The sequence below is a fragment of the Stenotrophomonas sp. ATs4 genome (assembly GCF_051861585.1).
In the GTDB taxonomy this organism is placed as follows: Bacteria; Pseudomonadota; Gammaproteobacteria; order Xanthomonadales; family Xanthomonadaceae; genus Stenotrophomonas; species Stenotrophomonas maltophilia_AS.
Genome location: NZ_JBLYPK010000005.1, coordinates 331,462 through 350,870, shown reverse-complemented (window position 1 = coordinate 350,870; position 19,409 = coordinate 331,462). Strand labels below are relative to the sequence as shown.

The window sequence follows — 19,409 nt, the reverse complement described above, 5'->3', positions numbered from 1 at the left end:
CGGTTGCGCGCGAAGGGCACAGGCACCGGGTTGCGGGCCGCCATCTTACGCGTGCCGCGCGCGCATTCCCATGACATGGCGTGAATGCTGGGTTTCAGCAGGCCCCACAGAAAAGGGGACGGAGGGGATTAAGTCGCATCTGGCACTGACGGTCCTGAAACGACTTAATCCCCTCCGTCCCCTTTTTAATGCCCGGCTTGACGCTTGAGCCAGGTGTCGCGCTCGGTGGCCGGCACGACGAGGAAGGCGCTGCGCACCGCTTCGCGTTCCTGCGGCGGCGTGCGCTGCGCGACCAGCGCCAGCTGGGCCAGCTGCGCCGGACTGAGTTGGCGCAGCACGGCCAGCGCGGCCTCACGCTGTTCCGCCGGCACGAAGCCGAACAGGCCGTGCAGCTTGGGGAACTCCAGGCCCAGCTGCGGGCCCAGCCGCCAGCCTTCACGGAACGCCTGGTCCTGCGCCTGGAACTGCTGGCGCAGTCGCTGCTGCTGATCGGCCGGCAACGCATTGAATCGCGCCGCGGCCTGGCGGATGCGCTCACGCTCGCCCTCCGGCAATGCCCGCCACGCGGCATAGTCGGCACGGCGCTGACGCTGCTGTTGGGCATCGAGCTGGGCAAACGCCGACGGCGCAGCGGCGGGAGCCGGGGTAGCCACCTCGGTCCCGGGCGACGGCGGCGGCAACGGCACGTTTACGGTCTGCGGCGCGGCCGACAGCGACAACGGCAGGGCCAGCAGCAGGCTGGCGAACACGGTCTTATTCATCGGCAGCAGCAGTTTCCAGCGTGGCGCTGGCCGGCTCGGGCCGGCTCGGCTTGGATTGCGATTCGTCCACCGGCAGCGGGCCGCCAGCGGCGGTCCAGGCATACAGATTGGCATCGGCCACCAGCGGATAGTCGCGATCGGCCAGCATGGTGGCGTCGTCGGCGGCCTGGGCCGGGGTCGCAGCCGGCGTGGCGTTGACCTTGCTCGGCGGCAGCGCTTCCACCGTGACCGGACCGGCATCGCCCACGACACCCTCCGGCAGCGGTGCATCACTGCCGAGCGCATGGCCCTGCCAATGGCGCCAGCCCAGTGCAGCGGCAAGCAGCACAGCCACGGTCACCAGCAGGATCAACGGACCGCGCCAGCGCGGCTTGGCGTTCGCACGGCGGCGCTTGCCGTTGGCAGGCGCACGCTCATCCCGCTGCGGTGTGCGCCAGCTGGCGGTCGGGGTTTCATTGTTGGCAGCCGGTGCCGCTGGCTGCTGCAACTGCTGCAGGCGCTTGGCCGGCAGGTCGCGGATACGCGCCTGTACCTGTTCGGCCAGTTGACGCCAGGCCGAGGCATCGGGCTGGCCGTAGGCATCGCGCGGGCAGGCGTCGGCCAGCAGATGTTGGTAGCTGGCCTCGTCCTGGTCGAGCACGCGCATGGCGATGCCCTCATCCAGGCTGCCGCCCACCCGCAGCAACAGCGCCAGGCGCGGCAGGGGCTCCATCCCGCCCAGCGCGGCCAACGGTGGCGCCCACTGCCCGCCCACCGGCTCGCGTAGCGCCTGGCGCTGCCCCAGCAGGGTCCAGAAGCGGGTCGGCCACTGCGCCATCGGCAAGTCGCTGGCAACGGCAGCGAAGGCGCGCATCACCGCCACCAGGGTCTGCTCGGCACGGGCGGCTTCACCGCACTGTAGTTCAGCCACCACCAGGGCACGGCGTTCGACGCCACGCAGGAACGCCGACAACGCGCCGGCCGCGGTCGAGGAAACAGGGGCGGGCACAGCCGTCATCGGTCACTCCAAAGGTCTACCGGCATGATAGCGGCAGGCCATCGGCGCCCGGCAGGACTTGCGTCCTCAGGCGCTTCGTGCTGCAGGTTGTGCACAGCACCACGCCCCCGCTGCGGAAAACTGGGGCATCCAGCTGAATTCACTCTGTTTCAGCAATGTTTCACACTTAAATTATTGATTATGAAAGCATTTTATATATGGCGATTTTTTGACCAACCCGAGCATGAGGCCGTCGCCATCGGCTTCCTGCGTTCCCGCTGACCGGTAACACACAACGTTATCCACAGAACATGTGGATAAGACTGAATCTCCAATGGACACCGATATTTAGGTGACATTTATGATTCAGCGGACGTCGCCCGGCCGCCTCGCGCTCCGCCATTCGCGCGCGCATGGCCCGGTACACTGGCCCGATGCTTTCACCGATTCCGACCCTGCAGGTCGCCCTGCCCGTCCCCCTGCCCCGTCTGTTCGACTACCTGTCGCCGGAGGGTGAGGCCCCCGCGGTCGCGGTCGGCTGCCGGCTGAAGGTGCCGTTCGGCAACCGCGAGCTGGTCGGCGTGGTGGTCGGCCACGGTCAGACCGACGACGGTCAGGGCCTGCGCCAAGCGCTGGCCTGGTGCGACCCGCATCCGCTGCTGCAGGGCGAGCTGTGGCAGAGCCTGCAATGGCTGGCGCGCTACACCCACGCCCCTCTGGGCGAGGTGCTGAGCACCTCCCTGCCCGGCCCGCTGCGCCATGGCGAGGCGCTGCCCGACACCCATCACTGGGGCTGGCAGCTGACCGCCGAAGGACGCGTCCAGCGAGACAAGCTGCGCGCTGGCAGCCGCCCCCGGCAACTGGCGGAACTGCTGGCCGAGGCCATCGTGGATGAAGACGTGCTGGGCGAACGCATGCAGGACTGGCGCACCGCTGCGCGCAGCCTGGCCAAGCGCGAACTGGCCGAACGCGTGGCTATGAGCGTGGCGCCCCAGCATGCGCAGCCGCTGCCCGGCCCCAGCCTGAACCCGGAGCAGGCCGAGGCCGTGGCCGCGATCAACGCCGTCACGGGTTTCCAGCCGTTCCTGCTGGATGGCGTGACCGGCAGCGGCAAGACGGAGGTCTACCTGCAGGCGATCATCCATTGCCTGGCACAGGGCAAGCAGGCGCTGGTACTGGTGCCGGAAATCGGCCTGACCCCGCAGACCCTGGCGCGCTTCCGTGGCCGCCTGGGTATCGCGGTGCACGCCCTGCATTCCGGCTTGAACGACAACGAGCGCGCGCGTGTCTGGGCAGCGGCCTCACGTGGCGAAGCGCGGGTCATCGTCGGCACCCGCTCGGCAGTATTCACGCCGCTGCCGCAGGCCGGCCTGCTGATCGTCGATGAGGAACACGACGGCAGCTACAAGCAGCAGGACGGCATCCGCTACCACGCACGCGATTTCGCCCTGGTGCGGGCCAAGGCATTGGGTATCCCGGTGCTGCTGGGCAGCGCCACCCCTTCGCTGGAAACCCTGCACAACGCCTACGCCGGGCGCTACGCCCACCTGCGCCTGAAGCAGCGCGCCGGTGATGCACGGCCACCTCGCGTGCGCATTCTGGATGTACGCAAGCGCCCGCTGCATGACGGCCTCTCGGCCGACGTACTGGCCGGCATCGGCGAGCATCTGCAGCGCGGCCAGCAGGTGCTGGTATTCAAGAACCGCCGCGGCTACGCGCCGGTGCTGCTATGCCATGACTGTGGCTGGACCGCCCCTTGCAACCGCTGCGATGCGCCGATGACCGTGCATGGGGGCGGCCGCCGCCTGCAGTGCCACCACTGCGGTGCGCGGCAACCTGCACCGCTGGCCTGCCCGGCCTGCGGCAGCCTGGCGCTGCAACCGCAGGGCATCGGCACCGAGCGGCTGGAAGAACATCTGGTCAGTGCCTTCGCCGATTTTCCGGTGGTGCGCATCGACCGCGGCACCACCTCGCGCCGCGATGCGCTGGAACAGCAGCTGGCCAAGCTGGGTGACCAGCCTGGCATCCTGGTCGGCACGCAGATTCTGGCCAAGGGCCACGACCTGCCCAAGCTGACCCTGGTGGTGGTGGTGGGCATCGATGAAGGCCTGTTCTCGGCCGACTTCCGCGCCAGTGAAAAGCTGGCGCAGCAGCTGATCCAGGTGGCGGGCCGTGCAGGCCGCGCACGTGATCCTGGTGAGGTCTGGCTGCAGACCCACCATCCCGGGCATCCATTGCTGGAAACGCTGGTGAGCGGCGGCTACCACCCGTTCGCACAGGCCGAGCTGAACCAGCGCGAGGCGGCAGGCTTTCCTCCGTTCGCACACCTGGCGCTGATGCGTGCCGAAGCCCAGCAGATCGAGCACGCCAATGGGTTCCTGCTGGCCGCGCGACAGTTGCTGGGCGAACAGAACGTGGTCGAGGCCTACGGGCCGATGCCGGCACCGATGCCGCGCCGTGCCGGCTACCAGCGCACGCAGTTGCTGCTGTCTGCGCTGCAGCGGCCGCCGTTGCACGGCGTGCTGGCGCAGCTGGTGCCGCAGCTTTACGCGCTGCCGGAAGCACGCAAGGTGCGCTGGTCGCTGGATGTGGATCCGACGGATCTGTATTGAGGGGTCAGAGCCCACCCGTCGGGTGGGATCCGCCCCTTGGCTATCGGGGTCGGATCCCTTTTCGCAGAAAAGGGCTCTGACCCCGAACGCTTTCGCTTACGTCAGCGGCGACATCACGCCGCGCTGGTAGGCCGGCCGCTCGCGCAGGCGGGCGTACCAGTCGGCCAGGTGCGGCAGCTCCGGGCGCTGGATCGGCAGTTCGAACCAGGCATAGATCAGCGAGCCCAGCGGGATATCGCCCATCGCGAAGTTCTCGCCCGACAACCACGGCTGGTTGGCCAGGGTCGCATCTGCCATCGCCAGGTAATCGCCCGCACGCACGACGGCGGCGTTGATCCGTGCTTCGTCGCGGTCCGCCGGGGCGGTGCGCATGATGCCCCAGATCAGGTCGGTGTACAGCGGCGCCATCCGCGAGGTGCTCCAGTCCATCCACTTCTCGGCCTGGGCACGCTCCATCGGGTCCTCGGCGTACAGCGTGCCCAGCGCATAACGCGCGCTCAGGTAACGCACGATGGCGTTCGATTCCCACAGCGGCAGGCCGTGGTCTTCGATCACCGGCACCAGGCTGTTGGGATTCATCGCCTGGTACTCCGGCGTCTGCGTGCCGCCGTGGCTGCCACCGACTTCGATGGACTCATACGGCAGGCCGATCTCCTCGGCACACCACAACACCTTGCGGACGTTGCTGGAATTGCGACGGCCCCAGATCTTCAACATGCGGGTTTTCCCTTGCTGGCAATGCGAGCGGCAACGATACGCCTGATCGGTTGGGGTGTGTGCGTGCCCGATGCGGGATCTGGATCTGGGGATTGCCGGCCAGCGGCCGGCACTACCGGTTCCTTTCCGGCCAGCGGCCGGCACTACCGGTTCTTTTTCGGCAGCGCGCGCACGTAGGACGACTTGCCGTCCTTCTTCAGCTCGAACAGGCCGATCGCGGCCAGCAGGTCACTGAGCTTGCCATAGCCGTAGTTGCGCGGATCGAACGAAGCCTGGTTGCCGATCTGGCTGCCAACCGGCCCCAGATGCGACCAGCCATCCTCGCCCTCGGCCGAGGACACCGCGCGGCGCAACATCTTCACCAGCCGCGTATCACTGCGCATTTCCGCGCCGCTCTTGCGTGGGCGCGCATCGTCGCTCGCTGGCTGCTCGCTGGGCGTCTGTTCACTCGACGGTTGTTCACTCGATCCCTGCTCGACATCCTGCACGCTGGCATGGGTCTGGCCCAGCGCTTCCAGGTAGGTGAACTTCGAGCACGCGTTGACGAACGGCTCCGGGGTTTTCTTCTCGCCGAAGCCATACACCTTCACGCCGTCGGTCAGCAGGCGCATCACCATCGGGGTGAAATCGGCATCGCTGGAGACGATGGCGAAACCATCGAGATTCCGCGCATAGAGCAGGTCCATCGCATCGATCACCATCGCCATGTCCGAAGCGTTCTTGCCCTTGCTGTACGCGAACTGCTGGATCGGGCGGATCGCGTATTCGTGCAGCACCGCTTCCCAGCCTTTCAGCCGCGGGCTCTTCCAGTTGCCATAGGCGCGGCGCACATTGGCCACGCCATAGCGGGCGACTTCAGCCAGGACCTCGTCGATCTTCGAGGCCGGCGCGTTGTCGGCATCGATCAACAGGGCGATGCGCTTTTCGGGTTCGCTCATGGATTCCTCGCGGGCGGTTGCCTGAACCCGAGTATCGCTGATCCACGCAGGCGCTGACGTGACAACCACCTGCCGTGCGAAGATGCCAAACGCTTCCCCCATGCCCCCACTGGAGTGAGTCGATGAGTCGCGAGCGCGTTCCCCACCTGGTCGTTGTCGGCGGCGGTTTTGCCGGGCTCTGGGCCACCCGCGCCCTGGCCCGCGAACGCATACGCATCACCCTGGTCGACCGCCGCAACCACCATCTGTTCCAGCCGCTGTTGTACCAGGTGGCCACCGCCGGCCTGTCCGCACCGGACATCGCCGCACCACTGCGCCACATCCTCGGCCACCAGCGCAATGTGGAAGTACGCCTCGGCGAAGTGGTGACCGTCGACAAGCAGGCCCGGCAGATCCGCATGGCCGATGGCAGCACGCTGGACTACGACAGCCTGCTGCTGGCCACCGGCGCCACCCACGCCTATTTCGGCAACGACCAATGGGCCGATGATGCCCCCGGGCTGAAGACGCTGGACGATGCCATCGCGCTGCGCCGCAAGCTGCTGCTGGCCTTCGAGCGCGCCGAGGCAGAACCGGACCCGGCGAAGAAGGCCGCATGGCTGAGCTTCGCCGTGGTCGGTGGCGGCCCCACGGGTGTTGAACTGGCGGGCACCCTGGCCGAGATCGCGCGGCATACGCTGCGCAACGAGTTCCGCCATATCGACCCGGCCAGCGCCAAGGTGCGCCTGGTGGAGGCCGGCCCACGCGTGCTGTCCTCGTTCCCGGAAGTGCTTTCGCTGAAGGCACGCCGGCAGCTGGAAAAACTGGGCGTGGAAGTGCTGACGGGTACTCCGGTGAGCGACATCGACAGCCAGGGCTTCAGGCTCGGTGATCAGTTCGTACCGGCACGTACCGTGGTCTGGGCCGCGGGCGTGGCCGCATCGCCGCTGGCGCGCACGCTGGAGGTGCCGCTGGACCGCGCCGGACGCGTACAGGTACAACCCGACCTGACCCTGCCTGGCCACCCGGAACTGTTCGTGGCCGGCGATCTGGCCGCCTTGAACCAGGCCAACGGCAAGCCGGTGCCCGGCGTGGCGCCCGCCGCCAAGCAGATGGGCAAGTACGTGGCCGAGGTGATCCGTGCACGCCTGCACGGCAAGCCCGAGCCCGGTCCGTTCAAGTACGCCGACTTCGGCAACCTGGCCACCATCGGCCGCATGGCCGCGATCGTGCACCTGGGCCGGCTGCAGCTTTCCGGCGTACTGGCCTGGTGGTTCTGGCTGGCCGCGCACGTGTTCTTCCTGATCGGTTTCCGCAACCGCATCGTAGTGCTGCTGAACTGGGCCGTGGCGTACTGGAGCTACCAGCGCAGCGCGCGCATCATTTTTGGTGATGACCAGGAAGACCGTCGACCAAGGCGGTAGATCCACGCCATGCGTGGATGATTGAATTACGTTGGGGTCGGATCCCTTTCCGCAGGAAAGGGCTCTGACCCCGTCAACACCATCCACGCATGGCGTGGATCTACCGATTCATCGGGCCGCCCGGCACCCGCCGTTTCGACCATGCCCGGCAGAAATCTTCCTTCCTTGCGGAGTCGGCAATCTGCGCCGCACTCCAGGCTCACTTCGCCTTCGGCTTCGGGTACCACAGCGCGTTGACGATGACCCAGCGCTGGTCGAAGCGTCCCATGTGGAAGTAATCGACGAACCACGGCGTTTCCAATCGCACCGAGGCGGCATTGCCAGTCACGTCCAGCACCGTGCAGCGGCGGTCCCATTGATCCTTCGGGGTCTTCAACGCGCCCTGCTTCGTCAGCGAGACCAGCTCCTCCTTCGACATCCGGCGCAAGCCGAGTCGCTCGTCTGGCGTATCGCCGAGGACCGCGCGCTTGGCCAGGTCCGGGTGCAAGGAGCGGGCGACGCGCTGCGGGTCGGCTTCCAGCTGACCGTCCACGTAGTCATGGCAGGTGGCTTCGATGGCCGCGATCGTAGCGGCGTCGGCAGCGGGGCTTGCTGCTGCGGAAAGTGCGAACAACAGGGCAACGGTGGACATCCGGGTCTCCAGCGCTGAGGGCTGGGCGATCATGGCATGGCCGGATGCGCCCATCCACGCATGGCGTGGATCTACTGCATCAACCACGCCAGCTTGCGTTCGCGCGGCTGCTGCTTGAGTTGCCACTCGGCCCGCGAGGCGGCGGCCCGGTCCGGGTACTCGCGCACGGCCAGCACGCGCAGCGGCGGCCGCGATCGGGTGTAACGGGCTCCCTTGCCAGCCTGGTGGGCGGCAAAACGGGCCTGCACGTCGGTGCTGATGCCGGCGTAATAGCTGCCATCGCGGCATTCGAGCAGGTACAGGAACCACGGGCGGAGGGACGGGGCCATACCCGGATTATGCCGTGCTGCACTGCAGCGGATATACTGGCGCCCGAATGCAGGAGAGAGGCGCCGCGCTGGCGCCCGCCGAAGGCGCAGGCTCCCATGATCGCTCAGGCCGGTGGGCTGGAATCCCACCAACCATGCATTCGACTCGCCGAGCTGGAGAGAGGTCACCGGGCACGCCCGGGACGATCCGCCGAAGGGGCACGCGGCCCATGCCGCTGAACTCTCAGGCAAAAGGACAGCGGGAGCGGCACCGGTCATCGTCATCCCGTCATTGCGCAGGCAGTGGCGGTGGTCGCGCATGGCCGGCCCCACCGCGCCCGGAGCCTGCCCCATGCTGCTGTCCATCATCTACCTGATCGCCATTTCCGCCGAAGCCATGACCGGCGCCCTGTCTGCGGGCCGCCGCCGCATGGACCTGTTCGGCGTGGTCATGATCGCCTGTGTCACCGCCCTCGGTGGCGGCTCGCTGCGCGACATCCTGCTCGGTCATTACCCGCTGGGCTGGGTGAAGCACCCCGAGTACCTGGGCTTCACCGTGTGCGCGGCGCTGATCGCCACGTGGGTCGCACGCTGGATGCATCACTTCCGTCGCACCTTCCTGGTACTGGACGGGCTGGGCCTGATCGCCTTCACCCTGATCGGCTGCTCGATCGCGCGCGAGGCCGGTCATGCCACGCCCATCGTGCTGATTGCCGGCATGCTGACCGGCGCGTTCGGCGGCGTGCTGCGCGACATCCTCTGCAACGAGGTGCCGCTGATCTTCCAGAAGGAGCTGTACGCGATCATCTCGCTGCTGACCGGTGCGGTGTACCTGTTGCTGCTGCACTGGGGCGTGGCCGACGCTACGGCGATCCTGTGCTGCCTCGGCGGTGGCTTCGCAGTGCGGCTTCTGGCGATCCACTACCGCTGGGAAATGCCGAAGTTCGTCTATCACGACGAAGTGCATTGATTGTCTGACGGTAGTGCCGGCCGCTGGCCGGCAACACGGCACATGCCCGCGGATTCCAGCAGGTTGCCGGCTAGCGGCCGGCACTACCGAATGCGTTGCATGACGATGGTCATGCGGCATTGGCCGGGGTGATTGGCTACCATTGTCACCCCGTTGCTGCCGCGACGGCATCCAGCCACGCCGCGCCCGCGGCCCCGCCAGACACTCCCTCCCCGCTGCCCGTGGTGCCTTGAGCGCGCCGACGGGCCCGCATGTCCCTGCGCGCGCAGGGCGCAGGATGCCCCATGTCTGTCGCCGAAAATTCCCGCTTCCGCCGTGCCCGCCCATTGCGGGTGGTGCTGGCTATCGCCCTCGTCGCCCTTCTGGCGTGGTGGCTGTGGCCCCGGAGCGGATCGGGCAGCAGCGACGATGCGCCGGGCAAGACGGTCCCGGTACGCGTGGCGCGTGCCAGCGCCGAGCCTCTGGTGCTGCGCCTGAAGGCGGTCGGTACGGTCACGCCACTGCACAGCGTGGTGGTGCGCAGCCGCGTGGATGGCGAACTGCTGCGCCTGCACTTCCAGGAAGGACAGCAGGTGAAGGCAGGCGACCTGCTGGCGCAGATCGACCCACGCCCGTATGAGGTGAAGCTGGCACAGGCCCAGGGTACCCAGCAGCAGAACCTGGCCGAGCTGGAGAACGCCGAACGCCAGCTGCAGCGCTACCGCGAACTGCAGAAGCAGAACTACGTGTCCGGGCAGGAACTGAGCGACCAGCAGAGCAAGGTGCGGCAGCTGCAGGGTCGGCGGATCAGCGATCAGGCGTCTGTTGACGAAGCGCGCCTGCAGCTGCAGTACACCCGCATCGTCGCCCCGGTCAGCGGTCGCATCGGGCTGCGCCGGCTGGACGTGGGCAACCTGGTGCGTGCCAGCGATACCGAAGGCCTGGTGACGCTGGCCCAGACCGCACCGATCAGTGTGCTGTTCACCGTGCCCGAACCGGAACTGCCCGCCCTGCTCGATGCCGTGCAGGCGCAGCCAGCGCTGGCGGTGGAAACGTGGGACCGCGAAGAACGCCGGCAGCTGGCCCGCGGCTCACTGTCCAGTGTCGACAACCGCATCGATACCACCACCGGCACGCTGAAGCTGCGTGCGCACTTCGAAAACGACGACCTGGCCCTGTTCCCCAACCAGTTCGTCAACGTACGCCTGCAGCTGGGCGAGCAGCCCGCGCTGCTGATTCCCGATGCCGCCGTGCAGTTCGGCAGCCAGGGCAACTACGTGCATGTCGTCGGCAAGGACAACAAGGCGCAGCGGCGCAACGTGGTGCTTGGGCCTGCCGATGACGGACGCGTGGCCGTACGCTCCGGCCTGGTGGCCGGCGACAAGGTGGTGATTGAAGGCATCGACGGACTGGAAGACGGCACCGCGGTGGAGATCATCACCGAGGAGGCCGTGACCAAGGCCGGCGCATGAACCTCTCGCGCGCCTTCATCCTGCGTCCGGTCGCTACCACGCTGCTGATGGTGGCACTGCTGCTGTCCGGCGTGCTGGCCTACCGCCTGCTGCCGGTGGCAGCGCTGCCGCAGGTCGATTACCCGATCATCCAGATCACCACGCTGTACCCGGGCGCCAGCCCGGAGCTGACCACGCGCACCATCACCGCGCCGCTGGAGCGTCAGCTGGGGCAGATTCCCGGCCTGAAGCAGTTGTCGTCGACCAGTTCCGGCGGTGCGTCGGTCATCACCCTGCAGTTCGGCCTGGAGGTGTCGCTGGGCGTGGCCGAGCAGGATGTGCAGGCGGCGATCAACGCAGCCGGCAGCTTCCTGCCCGGCGATCTGCCGGTGCCACCGGTCTACCGCAAGGTCAACCCGGCCGATACGCCGATCCTGACCCTGGCGGTGACCTCAGAAGGCCTGTCGCTGCCGCAGGTACACGATCTGGTGGATACGCGCATCGCGCAGCGCCTGGCGCAGTTGCCGGGCGTCGGCCTGGTCAGCCTGGCTGGCGGCCAGCGCCCTGCCGTGCGCATCCAGGTGAATCCGGCGGCACTGGCCGCCAATGGCTTGGGCATGGACCACATCCGCACCGCCATCGCCGCCGCCAATGTCAACCTGCCCAAGGGCAGCTTCGATGGCCCGATCCGCGCGGTGATGCTCGATGCCAACGACCAGATGCGCAGCGTGGCCGAGTACCGTGCGCTGGTGCTGGCCTGGCGCGATGGCGCGCCACTGCGGCTGGGCGATGTGGCCACCATCAGCGATGGCGCCGAGAACCGCCAGCTGGCGGCATGGAGCGGCACCACGCCCGCAGTGCTGGTGAACATCCAGCGCCAGCCGGGGGCGAATGTGATCGCCGTGGTCGAGCAGGTGCGTGCGTTGCTGCCGCAGCTGCAGGCCACCTTGCCGGCCGGCGTGCAGATGGCCGTGCTGAGTGACCGTACCGAATCGATCCGTGCGTCGGTGCGCGGCGTACAGAAGGAGCTGGTGCTGGCCATCGCGCTGGTGGTGCTGGTCACCTGGGTGTTCCTGCGCAACCTGCCGGCCACGCTCATTCCCAGCGTCGCGGTGCCGCTGTCGCTGGTGGGCACGTTCGCGGTGATGCTGCTGGCCGGCTATTCGCTCAACAACCTCACGCTGATGGCGCTGACCATCGCCACTGGCTTCGTGGTGGACGATGCCATCGTGATGCTGGAGAACATCGCGCGCCACCTGGAAGAGGGCGAAAGCCCGCGCGAGGCAGCGCTGAAAGGCGCCAGTGAAATTGGATTCACCCTGATTTCGCTGACCGTTTCGCTGATTGCGGTGTTGATCCCGCTGTTGTTCATGGCCGATCTGGTGGGCGCGCTGTTCCACGAATTCGCGGTGACGTTGGCCGTGGCCATCGGCATCTCGCTGCTGGTCTCGCTGACGTTGACGCCGATGCTGTGTGCGCGGTTCCTGAAGCCGCATGTGGCGGGGTCGGAGCCCCAAGGGGATCTGGCCCCTTCGCCGCCGAAGCGCGATGTCTTCGACCGCGTCATCGCCCTCTACGACCGCCAGCTGCGTTGGGTGCTGCAGCGGCAACCGCTGATGCTGCTGGCCACCGTCGCCACACTCGCGCTGACCGTGGCGTTGTACTTTGCCGTGCCCAAGGGCTTCTTCCCGGTGCAGGATGCCGGCCTGGTGCAGGGCATCAGCGAGGCACCGCAGGCCATCTCGTTCCAGGCCATGCGCGAGCGGCAACTGGCACTGGCCACGGCCATTGAGCAGGACCCGGCCGTGGCCAGCCTGTCGTCGTACATCGGCGTGGACGGCAACAACGCCACCCTCAACACCGGCCGCCTGTTGATCGAATTGAAGCCGCACGGCGAACGTGACAGCGCCGAGGTGGTGATGGCGCGCCTGCAACAGCGCGTCGCGAAGATTCCCGGCATCACCCTGTATCTGCAACCCGTGCAGGAACTGGGCATCGAAGACCGCATCAGCCGCAACCAGTACCAGTTCACCCTGACCACGCCGGATCTTGAAACACTGGAAACCTGGACACCCAAACTACTGCAGGCGCTGCGCCAGTCACCCGCGCTGCGCGATGTGGCCAGCGATCTGCAGATGCAGGGCCGGCAGGCCCGTGTAGCGATCGACCGCGACGCCGCAGCGCGCCTGGGCGTGAGCGTGGAAGCGGTGGCCGATGCGCTGTACGACGCCTATGGGCAGAGGCAGATTTCGACCATCTTCACCCAGGCCAGCCAGTACCGGGTGGTGCTGGAAGCCGATCCTTCACGGCAACCGGGACCGGAATCGATCACGGGCCTGCGTGTACGCAGCAGCAGCGGGCAGACCGTGCCGCTGGGCGCTGTCGCCCGGGTTGAGACTGGCCCAAGTGCACTGCTGCGCAACCACGTGGGCCAGTTCCCGGCGGCCACGCTGTCATTCAACCTGGCCCCTGGCGCATCGCTGGGCGAAGCAGTGGAAGCCGTGCATGCCGCACGTGCGCAGGTGCACCTGCCACAGAGCATCGAGCTGCGCCTGCAGGGTGCAGCGGCGGCGTTCAGCAGCTCGTTGTCCAGCACGTTGTGGCTGATCCTGGCTGCGGTGGTGGTGATGTACATCGTGCTGGGCGTGCTCTATGAGAGCTTCATCCATCCCATCACGATCCTTTCCACCCTGCCTTCGGCCACCGTGGGTGCCCTGGCCGCACTGTGGCTGAGTGGGCGCAGCCTGGACCTGATCGCAGTGATCGGCATCGTGCTGTTGATCGGCCTGGTGAAGAAGAACGCGATCATGATGATCGACTTCGCACTGGACGCGCAGCGCACACGCGGCATGACGCCACGCGAAGCGATCCACCAGGCCGCGCTGCTGCGTTTCCGGCCGATCCTGATGACCACGCTGGCCGCACTGTTCGGCGCGGTGCCGCTGATGCTGGCCAGTGGTTCCGGTGCCGAACTGCGGCAGCCGCTGGGCTGGGTGATGGTGGGCGGCCTGCTGGTCAGCCAGGTGCTGACGCTGTTCACCACGCCGGTGATCTATCTGGCCTTTGATCGCCTGCAGCGCGGTCGCGCAACGGCCACCGCGCCAGCCGACGAGGCGCGCGCATGACCCCTGTTGCACGCCTGGCACAGGCCTGCGTGCAGCGCCCGGTGGCCACGATTCTGCTGGCAGTGGCGCTGGTGCTGGCCGGTCTGCTGGCATTGCGGCTGCTGCCGGTGGCGCCGCTGCCGCAGGTCGATTACCCGGCCATCGAAGTGAGCGCCAGCCTGCCCGGTGCGTCACCCGAATCGATGGCGGCCACCGTGGCCACACCACTTGAGCGGGCGCTGGGCAGCCTGCCCGGCATCTCGCGCATCGACTCGGCCAGCACTCAGGGCCAGACCCAGATCGAACTGAAGTTCGTGCTCGGCCGCGATATTGATGAGGCCGCGCGCGAAGTACAGGCCGCCATCAATCTTGCACGCGGGCAGTTGCCCAGTGGCATGCCGGGCATGCCGCAGTACCGCAAGGTGAATCCTTCACAGGCACCGATCCTGGCGCTGGCACTGACCTCGGACACGTTGCCACCCGGCCAGCTGTACGACCTGGCCTCCACCGTGTTGGCGCAGAAGCTGTCGCAGGTACCGGGCGTGGGTGAAGTACAGGTGGGCGGAAGCGCGTTGCCGGCGGTACGCGTATCGCTGGACCCGAATGCACTGAACCATGCGGGCCTGGCACTGGAGGACGTGGCCCAGGCCATCGGCCGCGCCAACGCCATGCGCCCGCTGGGTGCCGTGGGCGATGACCGCCAGCAGTGGCAGCTGGAAGCACCGATGCAGCTTCGTCAGGCCGCGCAGTACCGCGAACTGGCGTTGAAGGTGAGCGACGACCGCACGCTGCGGCTGGGCGATGTCGCCGCCGTTGCCGATGGCGTCGAGGACCGCTATGCCAGCGGCTTCCACAACGAACGCCCGGCAGTGCTGCTGATCGTCAGCCGTCAGCCCGGCGCCAACATCATTGCCACCGTCGATGCCATCCAGGCGCAGCTGCCGCAGTTGCATGCACTGCTGCCAGCCAACGTGGACATGCGCCTGGTGATGGACCGCTCGCCAGTGATCCGCGCCACCCTGCGCGAGGCGGAACTCACGCTGGTGCTGGCGATCGCCCTGGTGGTGCTGGTAGTACTCGGCTTTCTTGGCCACTGGCGCGCGGCACTGGTGCCCAGCGTGGCGATTCCGGTGGTGCTGTTCGGCACCCTGGCGTTGATCGCGCTGATGGGCTTTTCGCTCAACACGCTTTCGTTGATGGCCCTGATCGTGGCCGCCGTGCTGGTGGTGGACGATGCCATCGTGGTGCTGGAGAACATCGCCCGCCACCGCGAACTGGGCGCCGACCGCTGGCAGGCCGCCGTGCGCGGTGCGTCGGAAGTTGGCGCCACGCTGTTGTCGATGAACCTGGCACTGGCCGTGGTGTTCATCTCCATCCTGTTCCTGGACGACTTCGTCGAACGCCTGTTCCGCGAATTCTCGCTGACCCTGGTGGCGGCGATGGCGGTGTCGGTACTGGTGGCATTGAGCCTGGTCCCGATGCTGTGCGCGCGCCTGTTCGTGGATGCCGCGCAGCAGCCCTCGCGCTGGCAACGCGGCAGCAATGCACTGTTCGAGCGCGTGCGCGGCGCTTACCTGCGCACGCTGCAGGCCAGCCTGCGTCGGCTTCGGTGGCCGTTGCTGGCGTTCGTGGCCGTGATCGCCCTCAATGCGTGGCTGTTCCAGCAGGTGCCCAAGGGCATCGTGCCGCAGCAGGACACCGCACAGCTGCGTGGCTTCGCCCGCGGCGACGACGGACTCTCGTTCCAGGCGATGCAGCCGAAGATCGATGCCTACCGCGCACTGCTGCTGTCCGACCCGGCCATCGAGGACATCATCGGCTACATCGGTGGCAGCAACGGGGTCAACAATGCCTTCATCATGATCAAGATGAAGCCACTGGCCGAGCGCAGGGTCTCCAGCCAGCAGGTGATCGACCGCCTGCGCGCGCGACTGCCCAAGCTGCCCGGCGGCAATCTCTACTTGTGGGTAGACCAGGACATCCGCCTGGAAGGCGCCGGCAGCAGCGGCAAGTATGAGTTCCAGCTGCTGTCGGCCGATACGGCGCCCCTGCGCGAGTGGGCACCGAAGGTGGCCGCCGCACTGCGTGGCCTGCCGGAGCTGGTGGACGTGGAAGCGCAGGGCGAGGCCGGCATGCGCCAAGTGATGCTGGACATCGACCGCGAAGCGGCCGCGCGACATGGCGTGGACCTGCGCACCGTGGCCAACATGCTCAACAACTCCTTCAGCCAGCGCCAGGTCGCCACGCTGTACGACAGCCTCAACCAGTACCGGGTGGTGATGGAGCTGGACCCGAAGCACACCCAGGACCCTGGCACGCTGGCGCGGCTGCAGGTGATCGACGGCAACGGCCAGCGCATTCCACTGTCGAGCATCGCCAGCTGGCGCTATGGCATGGCACCGGACCGGGTGTATCACAGTGAACAGTTTGCTTCGATCTGGATCGAGTTCGCGCTGGCGCCGGGCGTGGGGCTGGAGCAGGCCACGCAGGCGATCGAGGGTGCGATGTCGAAACTGATGCTGCCACGTTCGGTGCAGGGCAAGCTGTCCGGTGAGGCCGGAGGCCTGGAGCAGCTGCGTTCGCGCCAGCTGTGGCTGGTGCTGGGTGCCACGCTGGCGGTCTACCTGGTGCTGGGCATCCTCTACGAGAGTTTCCTGCAACCGCTGGTGATCCTGTCCACCCTGCCCTCGGCCGGTATCGGTGCGCTGCTGGCGCTATGGGTGTTCGGCAACGAACTGAATCTGATCGCCCTGCTCGGCCTGTTCCTGCTGGTGGGCGTGGTGATGAAGAACACCATCCTGCTGGTGGACTTCGCGCTGGCGGGTGAACGGCGCGGGCTGAGTGCGCAGGACTCAGTGATGGAAGCTGCGCGGTTGCGCCTGCGGCCGATCCTGATGACCTCACTGGCGGCGCTGCTGGGCACCCTGCCGCTGATGCTGGCCAACGGCGAAGGCTGGGAACTCCGACAACCGCTGGGTATCGCCATTGTGGGCGGGTTGCTGGTCAGCCAGTGGCTGACGCTGTATACGACCCCGGCGATGTATCTGGCGTTGGCGAGGGTGCGGGCCAAGCGGTGAACGCGTGCGGTTCATCCACGCATGACGTGGAGCTAGTGGGGAGCCACGGTAGAGCCAAGTCATGCTCGGCTACTTTTTTCGTTAGTCGAGCATGGCTCGACTGTACAGAAGGACGGCATCAGCGCATGGCATGGATCTAGAACCTGGACTTGATAGGACTGCACCCCGCGCGTATCCGCTCTGGATAGCCAGCAGAAGGATATAGCTCGGGTTCGCGTGCGAAATCGGCGCCGGAATCGTCGACTTCCAGCAGCGCAGGATCAATCCATTGGCAAAGGTAGTCGCTATCAGATCGCCTATCGAAGCCCGGGCAGTTCACTTCACCTTCCACTTCAATGCAGTTGTGAGTGCTGCCGACGCAGCTCGCGGTCAGGCGCCCCGCCACTTGTGTGTAGGTGCCGGTCTCGAGGAAGGTCTGAACAGTCATGTTGCCACCTACAGACAGAATCCCATCATTGAGTGAGCACGCGTACAGATGATCGCATTCCAGCTCATCACGCACGAACACCCAACCACCACAGTCGAGATTCCGGGCCCTGAGGCTCCCCAGTACGATCACGCAGAGCGTCTCGCTCAAGTCGTTCAGTATCAGCGTGCCGTCTACGATCAGGTCACCATCGACAATCACGCAGTCGGTCTCGCAGTCGGATTGCCAGTCGCCACCTAGCGTCGTCGCAGGCACTACTTTGAATGAAGGCTCGTAGTCATCGGGCGCGGGCTCGGGGGATGCCGCGATCACCGCCCGGACCTTCAGCGCAGGCCGCAGCAGCCCCTGGTCCCCTTCGCTGCTGTGGATCCTGATTCTTTCATCAAGATCCGCCAGCAGGCGCGCCTTCTTGAGGGACGGCTCAAACCAGTCTTCGATGACAGATACGGCATCTTCTGCGATTCGTCCGCCTTTCAAGCTCACGAGCGCCTTGGCAGCTTCACCAGAAATCGACCGACAAGCTGGATCCAGAAAATTGTCATCCGGGAAAACATGCATCGGCGGGGTCCAGTCAGGCGAGGAACCCCATCTTCGGCCGAAGTTGCAGGAGGACTCCATACAACTCTTCCGAAATCCTGTCGTGTGGTTCGCCGATATCCACGCATGGCGTGGATCTACCGGTTCGACCGCGTCGCGGCCGGGGTTCACACCACCCCGGCGATGTACCTGGCGCTGTCGCACATACGCAGCGCCAGGCGCATCGCCGGTGCGGACGGGGCGACCTCCAACTCCGATCGCCCCTGATCGCGGCCGCACCCCCGCAGGTGCTGGCCGCCATCCACACACGTGCCGCACTCAAGCGGCTTCGGACACCTTCACGTCGCGACGGGCGCGCACGGCCGCGGCCAGTCGCTCCAGCACCGTCACGGTGGTGTCCCAGTCGATGCAGCCATCGGTGATGCTCTGCCCGTAGACAAGCGGCTGGCCTTCCACCAGTTCCTGGCGGCCACCGACCAGATGGCTCTCGATCATCACGCCGACAATGCGCTGTTCGCCGTCTTCCAGCTGAACGGCGATGTCGTCGATCACCTTCGGCTGGTTCTCCGGGTTCTTCAGGCTGTTGGCGTGGCTGGCGTCGATCATCAGGCGCGTCGGCAGCTTGGCCTTGGCCAGCACCTGGCAGGCCTCGGCGACACTGCCGGCGTCGTAGTTCGGCTGCTTGCCGCCGCGCAGGATCACATGGCAATCCGGGTTGCCGGTGGTCGACACGATGGCGGTGCCACCCTGCTTGGTGACCGACAGGAAGTGATGCGGGTTGGATGCCGCACCCACCGCGTCAGCGGCGATCTTGACGTTGCCATCGGTGCCGTTCTTGAAGCCGACCGGGCACGACAGCCCCGAGGCCAGCTCACGATGCACCTGGCTTTCGGTGGTACGTGCACCGATCGCGCCCCACGCCACCAGGTCGGCGATGTACTGCGGCGAGATCACGTCGAGGAACTCGACGCCGGCCGGCAGGCCGAGCTTGTTGATGTCGCGCAGCAGGCCGCGGGCGATGCGCAGGCCCTTGTCGATCTTGAAGCTGCCGTCCAGGTCCGGATCGTTGATCAGGCCCTTCCAGCCCACCGTGGTGCGCGGCTTCTCGAAGTACACGCGCATGACGATTTCCAGTTCGCCGGCCAGCGCATCGCGCAGCGGCTTCAGGCGCTGGGCGTACTCGATGGCGGCCTTCGGGTCGTGGATCGAGCACGGGCCGACCACCACCGCCAGGCGGTCGTCACGGCCATGCAGGATCTGGTGCAGGGCCGCGCGCGAGGCGCTGACGGTGTCGGAAGCTTCATCGTCACAAGGCAGCATCGCCAGCAGCTGGGCAGGCGGTGTCAGCGGTTCAATGGTGCGGATACGCAGGTCGTCGGTGTGCGGGGGCATTGCGGGAGATCTCCGGAACGTTGGGGGTCCCCAGCGTGGCGGCATGAAAAAAGCCGCCAGGTTCGCTGGCGGCTTTCGGGAATGCGTCTGAAGCTTTCTTCAGGGTGAGCGCAGTCCTTCCTCCGC

15 protein-coding genes and 2 riboswitches are annotated in these 19,409 nt (G+C 66.8%); of the genes, 7 read left to right on the top strand and 8 right to left on the bottom strand.

All coding sequences use genetic code 11. The features are described 5' to 3' along the window. Nucleotides 1-185: 185 nt before the first annotated feature. Both ABR323_RS11560 and ABR323_RS11555 read right to left on the bottom strand, forming a co-directional pair. Nucleotides 186-761 (bottom strand): DUF3106 domain-containing protein, encoded by a 576-nt coding sequence (locus ABR323_RS11560; protein WP_439449395.1) that lies wholly within the window; start codon nucleotides 759-761, stop codon nucleotides 186-188. After that, complete coding sequence (locus ABR323_RS11555) at nucleotides 754-1,758, bottom strand: hypothetical protein (protein ID WP_439449394.1); 1,005 nt, start codon at nucleotides 1,756-1,758, stop codon at nucleotides 754-756. Before ABR323_RS11555 ends, ABR323_RS11560 begins: the two co-directional genes overlap by 8 nt. A gap of 413 nt (nucleotides 1,759-2,171) precedes the next feature. Here ABR323_RS11555 and ABR323_RS11550 point away from each other — a divergent pair, with 413 nt between their 5' ends. Next, the gene (locus ABR323_RS11550; RefSeq protein WP_439449393.1) at nucleotides 2,172-4,349 is read left to right on the top strand and encodes a primosomal protein N'; all 2,178 of its coding nucleotides are present in this window, start codon (nucleotides 2,172-2,174) and stop codon (nucleotides 4,347-4,349) included. Between the two features lie 96 nt (nucleotides 4,350-4,445). Here the strand turns inward: ABR323_RS11550 and ABR323_RS11545 are convergent, their stop codons facing one another. Further along, entirely contained in the window at nucleotides 4,446-5,066 is a 621-nt protein-coding gene (locus ABR323_RS11545) for a glutathione S-transferase family protein (RefSeq protein WP_439449392.1), read from the bottom strand. Nucleotides 5,067-5,209: 143 nt separating this feature from the next. After that, nucleotides 5,210-6,004: an NYN domain-containing protein gene (locus ABR323_RS11540; protein WP_135275265.1), complete on the bottom strand. Its 795-nt coding sequence runs from the start codon at nucleotides 6,002-6,004 to the stop codon at nucleotides 5,210-5,212. Between the two features lie 122 nt (nucleotides 6,005-6,126). On the opposite strand from ABR323_RS11540, the gene ABR323_RS11535 reads away from it, so the two are divergent. Next, a complete protein-coding gene (locus ABR323_RS11535; RefSeq protein ID WP_439449391.1) occupies nucleotides 6,127-7,407 on the top strand; it encodes an NAD(P)/FAD-dependent oxidoreductase in 1,281 nt (426 codons plus the stop codon). A 199-nt stretch (nucleotides 7,408-7,606) separates the two neighbouring features. Here the strand turns inward: ABR323_RS11535 and ABR323_RS11530 are convergent, their stop codons facing one another. Beyond that, nucleotides 7,607-8,038: a nuclear transport factor 2 family protein gene (locus ABR323_RS11530; protein WP_439449390.1), complete on the bottom strand. Its 432-nt coding sequence runs from the start codon at nucleotides 8,036-8,038 to the stop codon at nucleotides 7,607-7,609. A gap of 71 nt (nucleotides 8,039-8,109) precedes the next feature. Continuing rightward, nucleotides 8,110-8,367 carry a GIY-YIG nuclease family protein gene (locus ABR323_RS11525; RefSeq protein WP_439449389.1) on the bottom strand — a complete coding sequence of 86 codons (258 nt, stop codon included), beginning with the start codon at nucleotides 8,365-8,367 and terminating at the stop codon, nucleotides 8,110-8,112. Nucleotides 8,368-8,407: 40 nt separating this feature from the next. Beyond that, nucleotides 8,408-8,497: riboswitch (glycine riboswitch) on the top strand. A gap of 13 nt (nucleotides 8,498-8,510) precedes the next feature. Continuing rightward, nucleotides 8,511-8,614: riboswitch (glycine riboswitch) on the top strand. Between the two features lie 84 nt (nucleotides 8,615-8,698). Here ABR323_RS11525 and ABR323_RS11520 point away from each other — a divergent pair. The 4 genes from ABR323_RS11520 (at nucleotide 8,699) to ABR323_RS11505 (ending at nucleotide 16,927) form a co-directional block, all read left to right on the top strand. After that, nucleotides 8,699-9,316 (top strand): trimeric intracellular cation channel family protein, encoded by a 618-nt coding sequence (locus tag ABR323_RS11520; RefSeq protein ID WP_135275268.1) that lies wholly within the window; start codon nucleotides 8,699-8,701, stop codon nucleotides 9,314-9,316. 284 nt (nucleotides 9,317-9,600) lie between these two features. After that, on the top strand, nucleotides 9,601-10,767 hold the full coding sequence (locus ABR323_RS11515; RefSeq protein WP_439449388.1) for an MdtA/MuxA family multidrug efflux RND transporter periplasmic adaptor subunit: 1,167 nt from the start codon (nucleotides 9,601-9,603) through the stop codon (nucleotides 10,765-10,767). Continuing rightward, complete coding sequence (locus ABR323_RS11510) at nucleotides 10,764-13,871, top strand: multidrug efflux RND transporter permease subunit (RefSeq protein WP_439449387.1); 3,108 nt, start codon at nucleotides 10,764-10,766, stop codon at nucleotides 13,869-13,871. Before ABR323_RS11515 ends, ABR323_RS11510 begins: the two co-directional genes overlap by 4 nt. Then, nucleotides 13,868-16,927, top strand: coding sequence for an efflux RND transporter permease subunit (locus ABR323_RS11505; protein WP_439449386.1), 3,060 nt, complete (start codon nucleotides 13,868-13,870; stop codon nucleotides 16,925-16,927). The genes ABR323_RS11510 and ABR323_RS11505 overlap by 4 nt, the downstream gene beginning before the upstream one ends. A gap of 136 nt (nucleotides 16,928-17,063) precedes the next feature. On the opposite strand, the gene ABR323_RS11500 is transcribed toward ABR323_RS11505, so the two are convergent. Beyond that, nucleotides 17,064-17,912, bottom strand: a complete 849-nt coding sequence (locus ABR323_RS11500) for a hypothetical protein (protein WP_439449385.1) — start codon at nucleotides 17,910-17,912, stop codon at nucleotides 17,064-17,066. Between the two features lie 105 nt (nucleotides 17,913-18,017). Between ABR323_RS11500 and ABR323_RS11495 the strand changes: the two genes are divergently transcribed. After that, nucleotides 18,018-18,158, top strand: coding sequence for a hypothetical protein (locus tag ABR323_RS11495; protein ID WP_439449384.1), 141 nt, complete (start codon nucleotides 18,018-18,020; stop codon nucleotides 18,156-18,158). Between the two features lie 51 nt (nucleotides 18,159-18,209). Here the strand turns inward: ABR323_RS11495 and ABR323_RS11490 are convergent, their stop codons facing one another. Further along, on the bottom strand, nucleotides 18,210-19,283 hold the full coding sequence (locus ABR323_RS11490) for a 3-deoxy-7-phosphoheptulonate synthase (RefSeq protein ID WP_071227875.1): 1,074 nt from the start codon (nucleotides 19,281-19,283) through the stop codon (nucleotides 18,210-18,212). Nucleotides 19,284-19,409 lie beyond the last annotated feature (126 nt).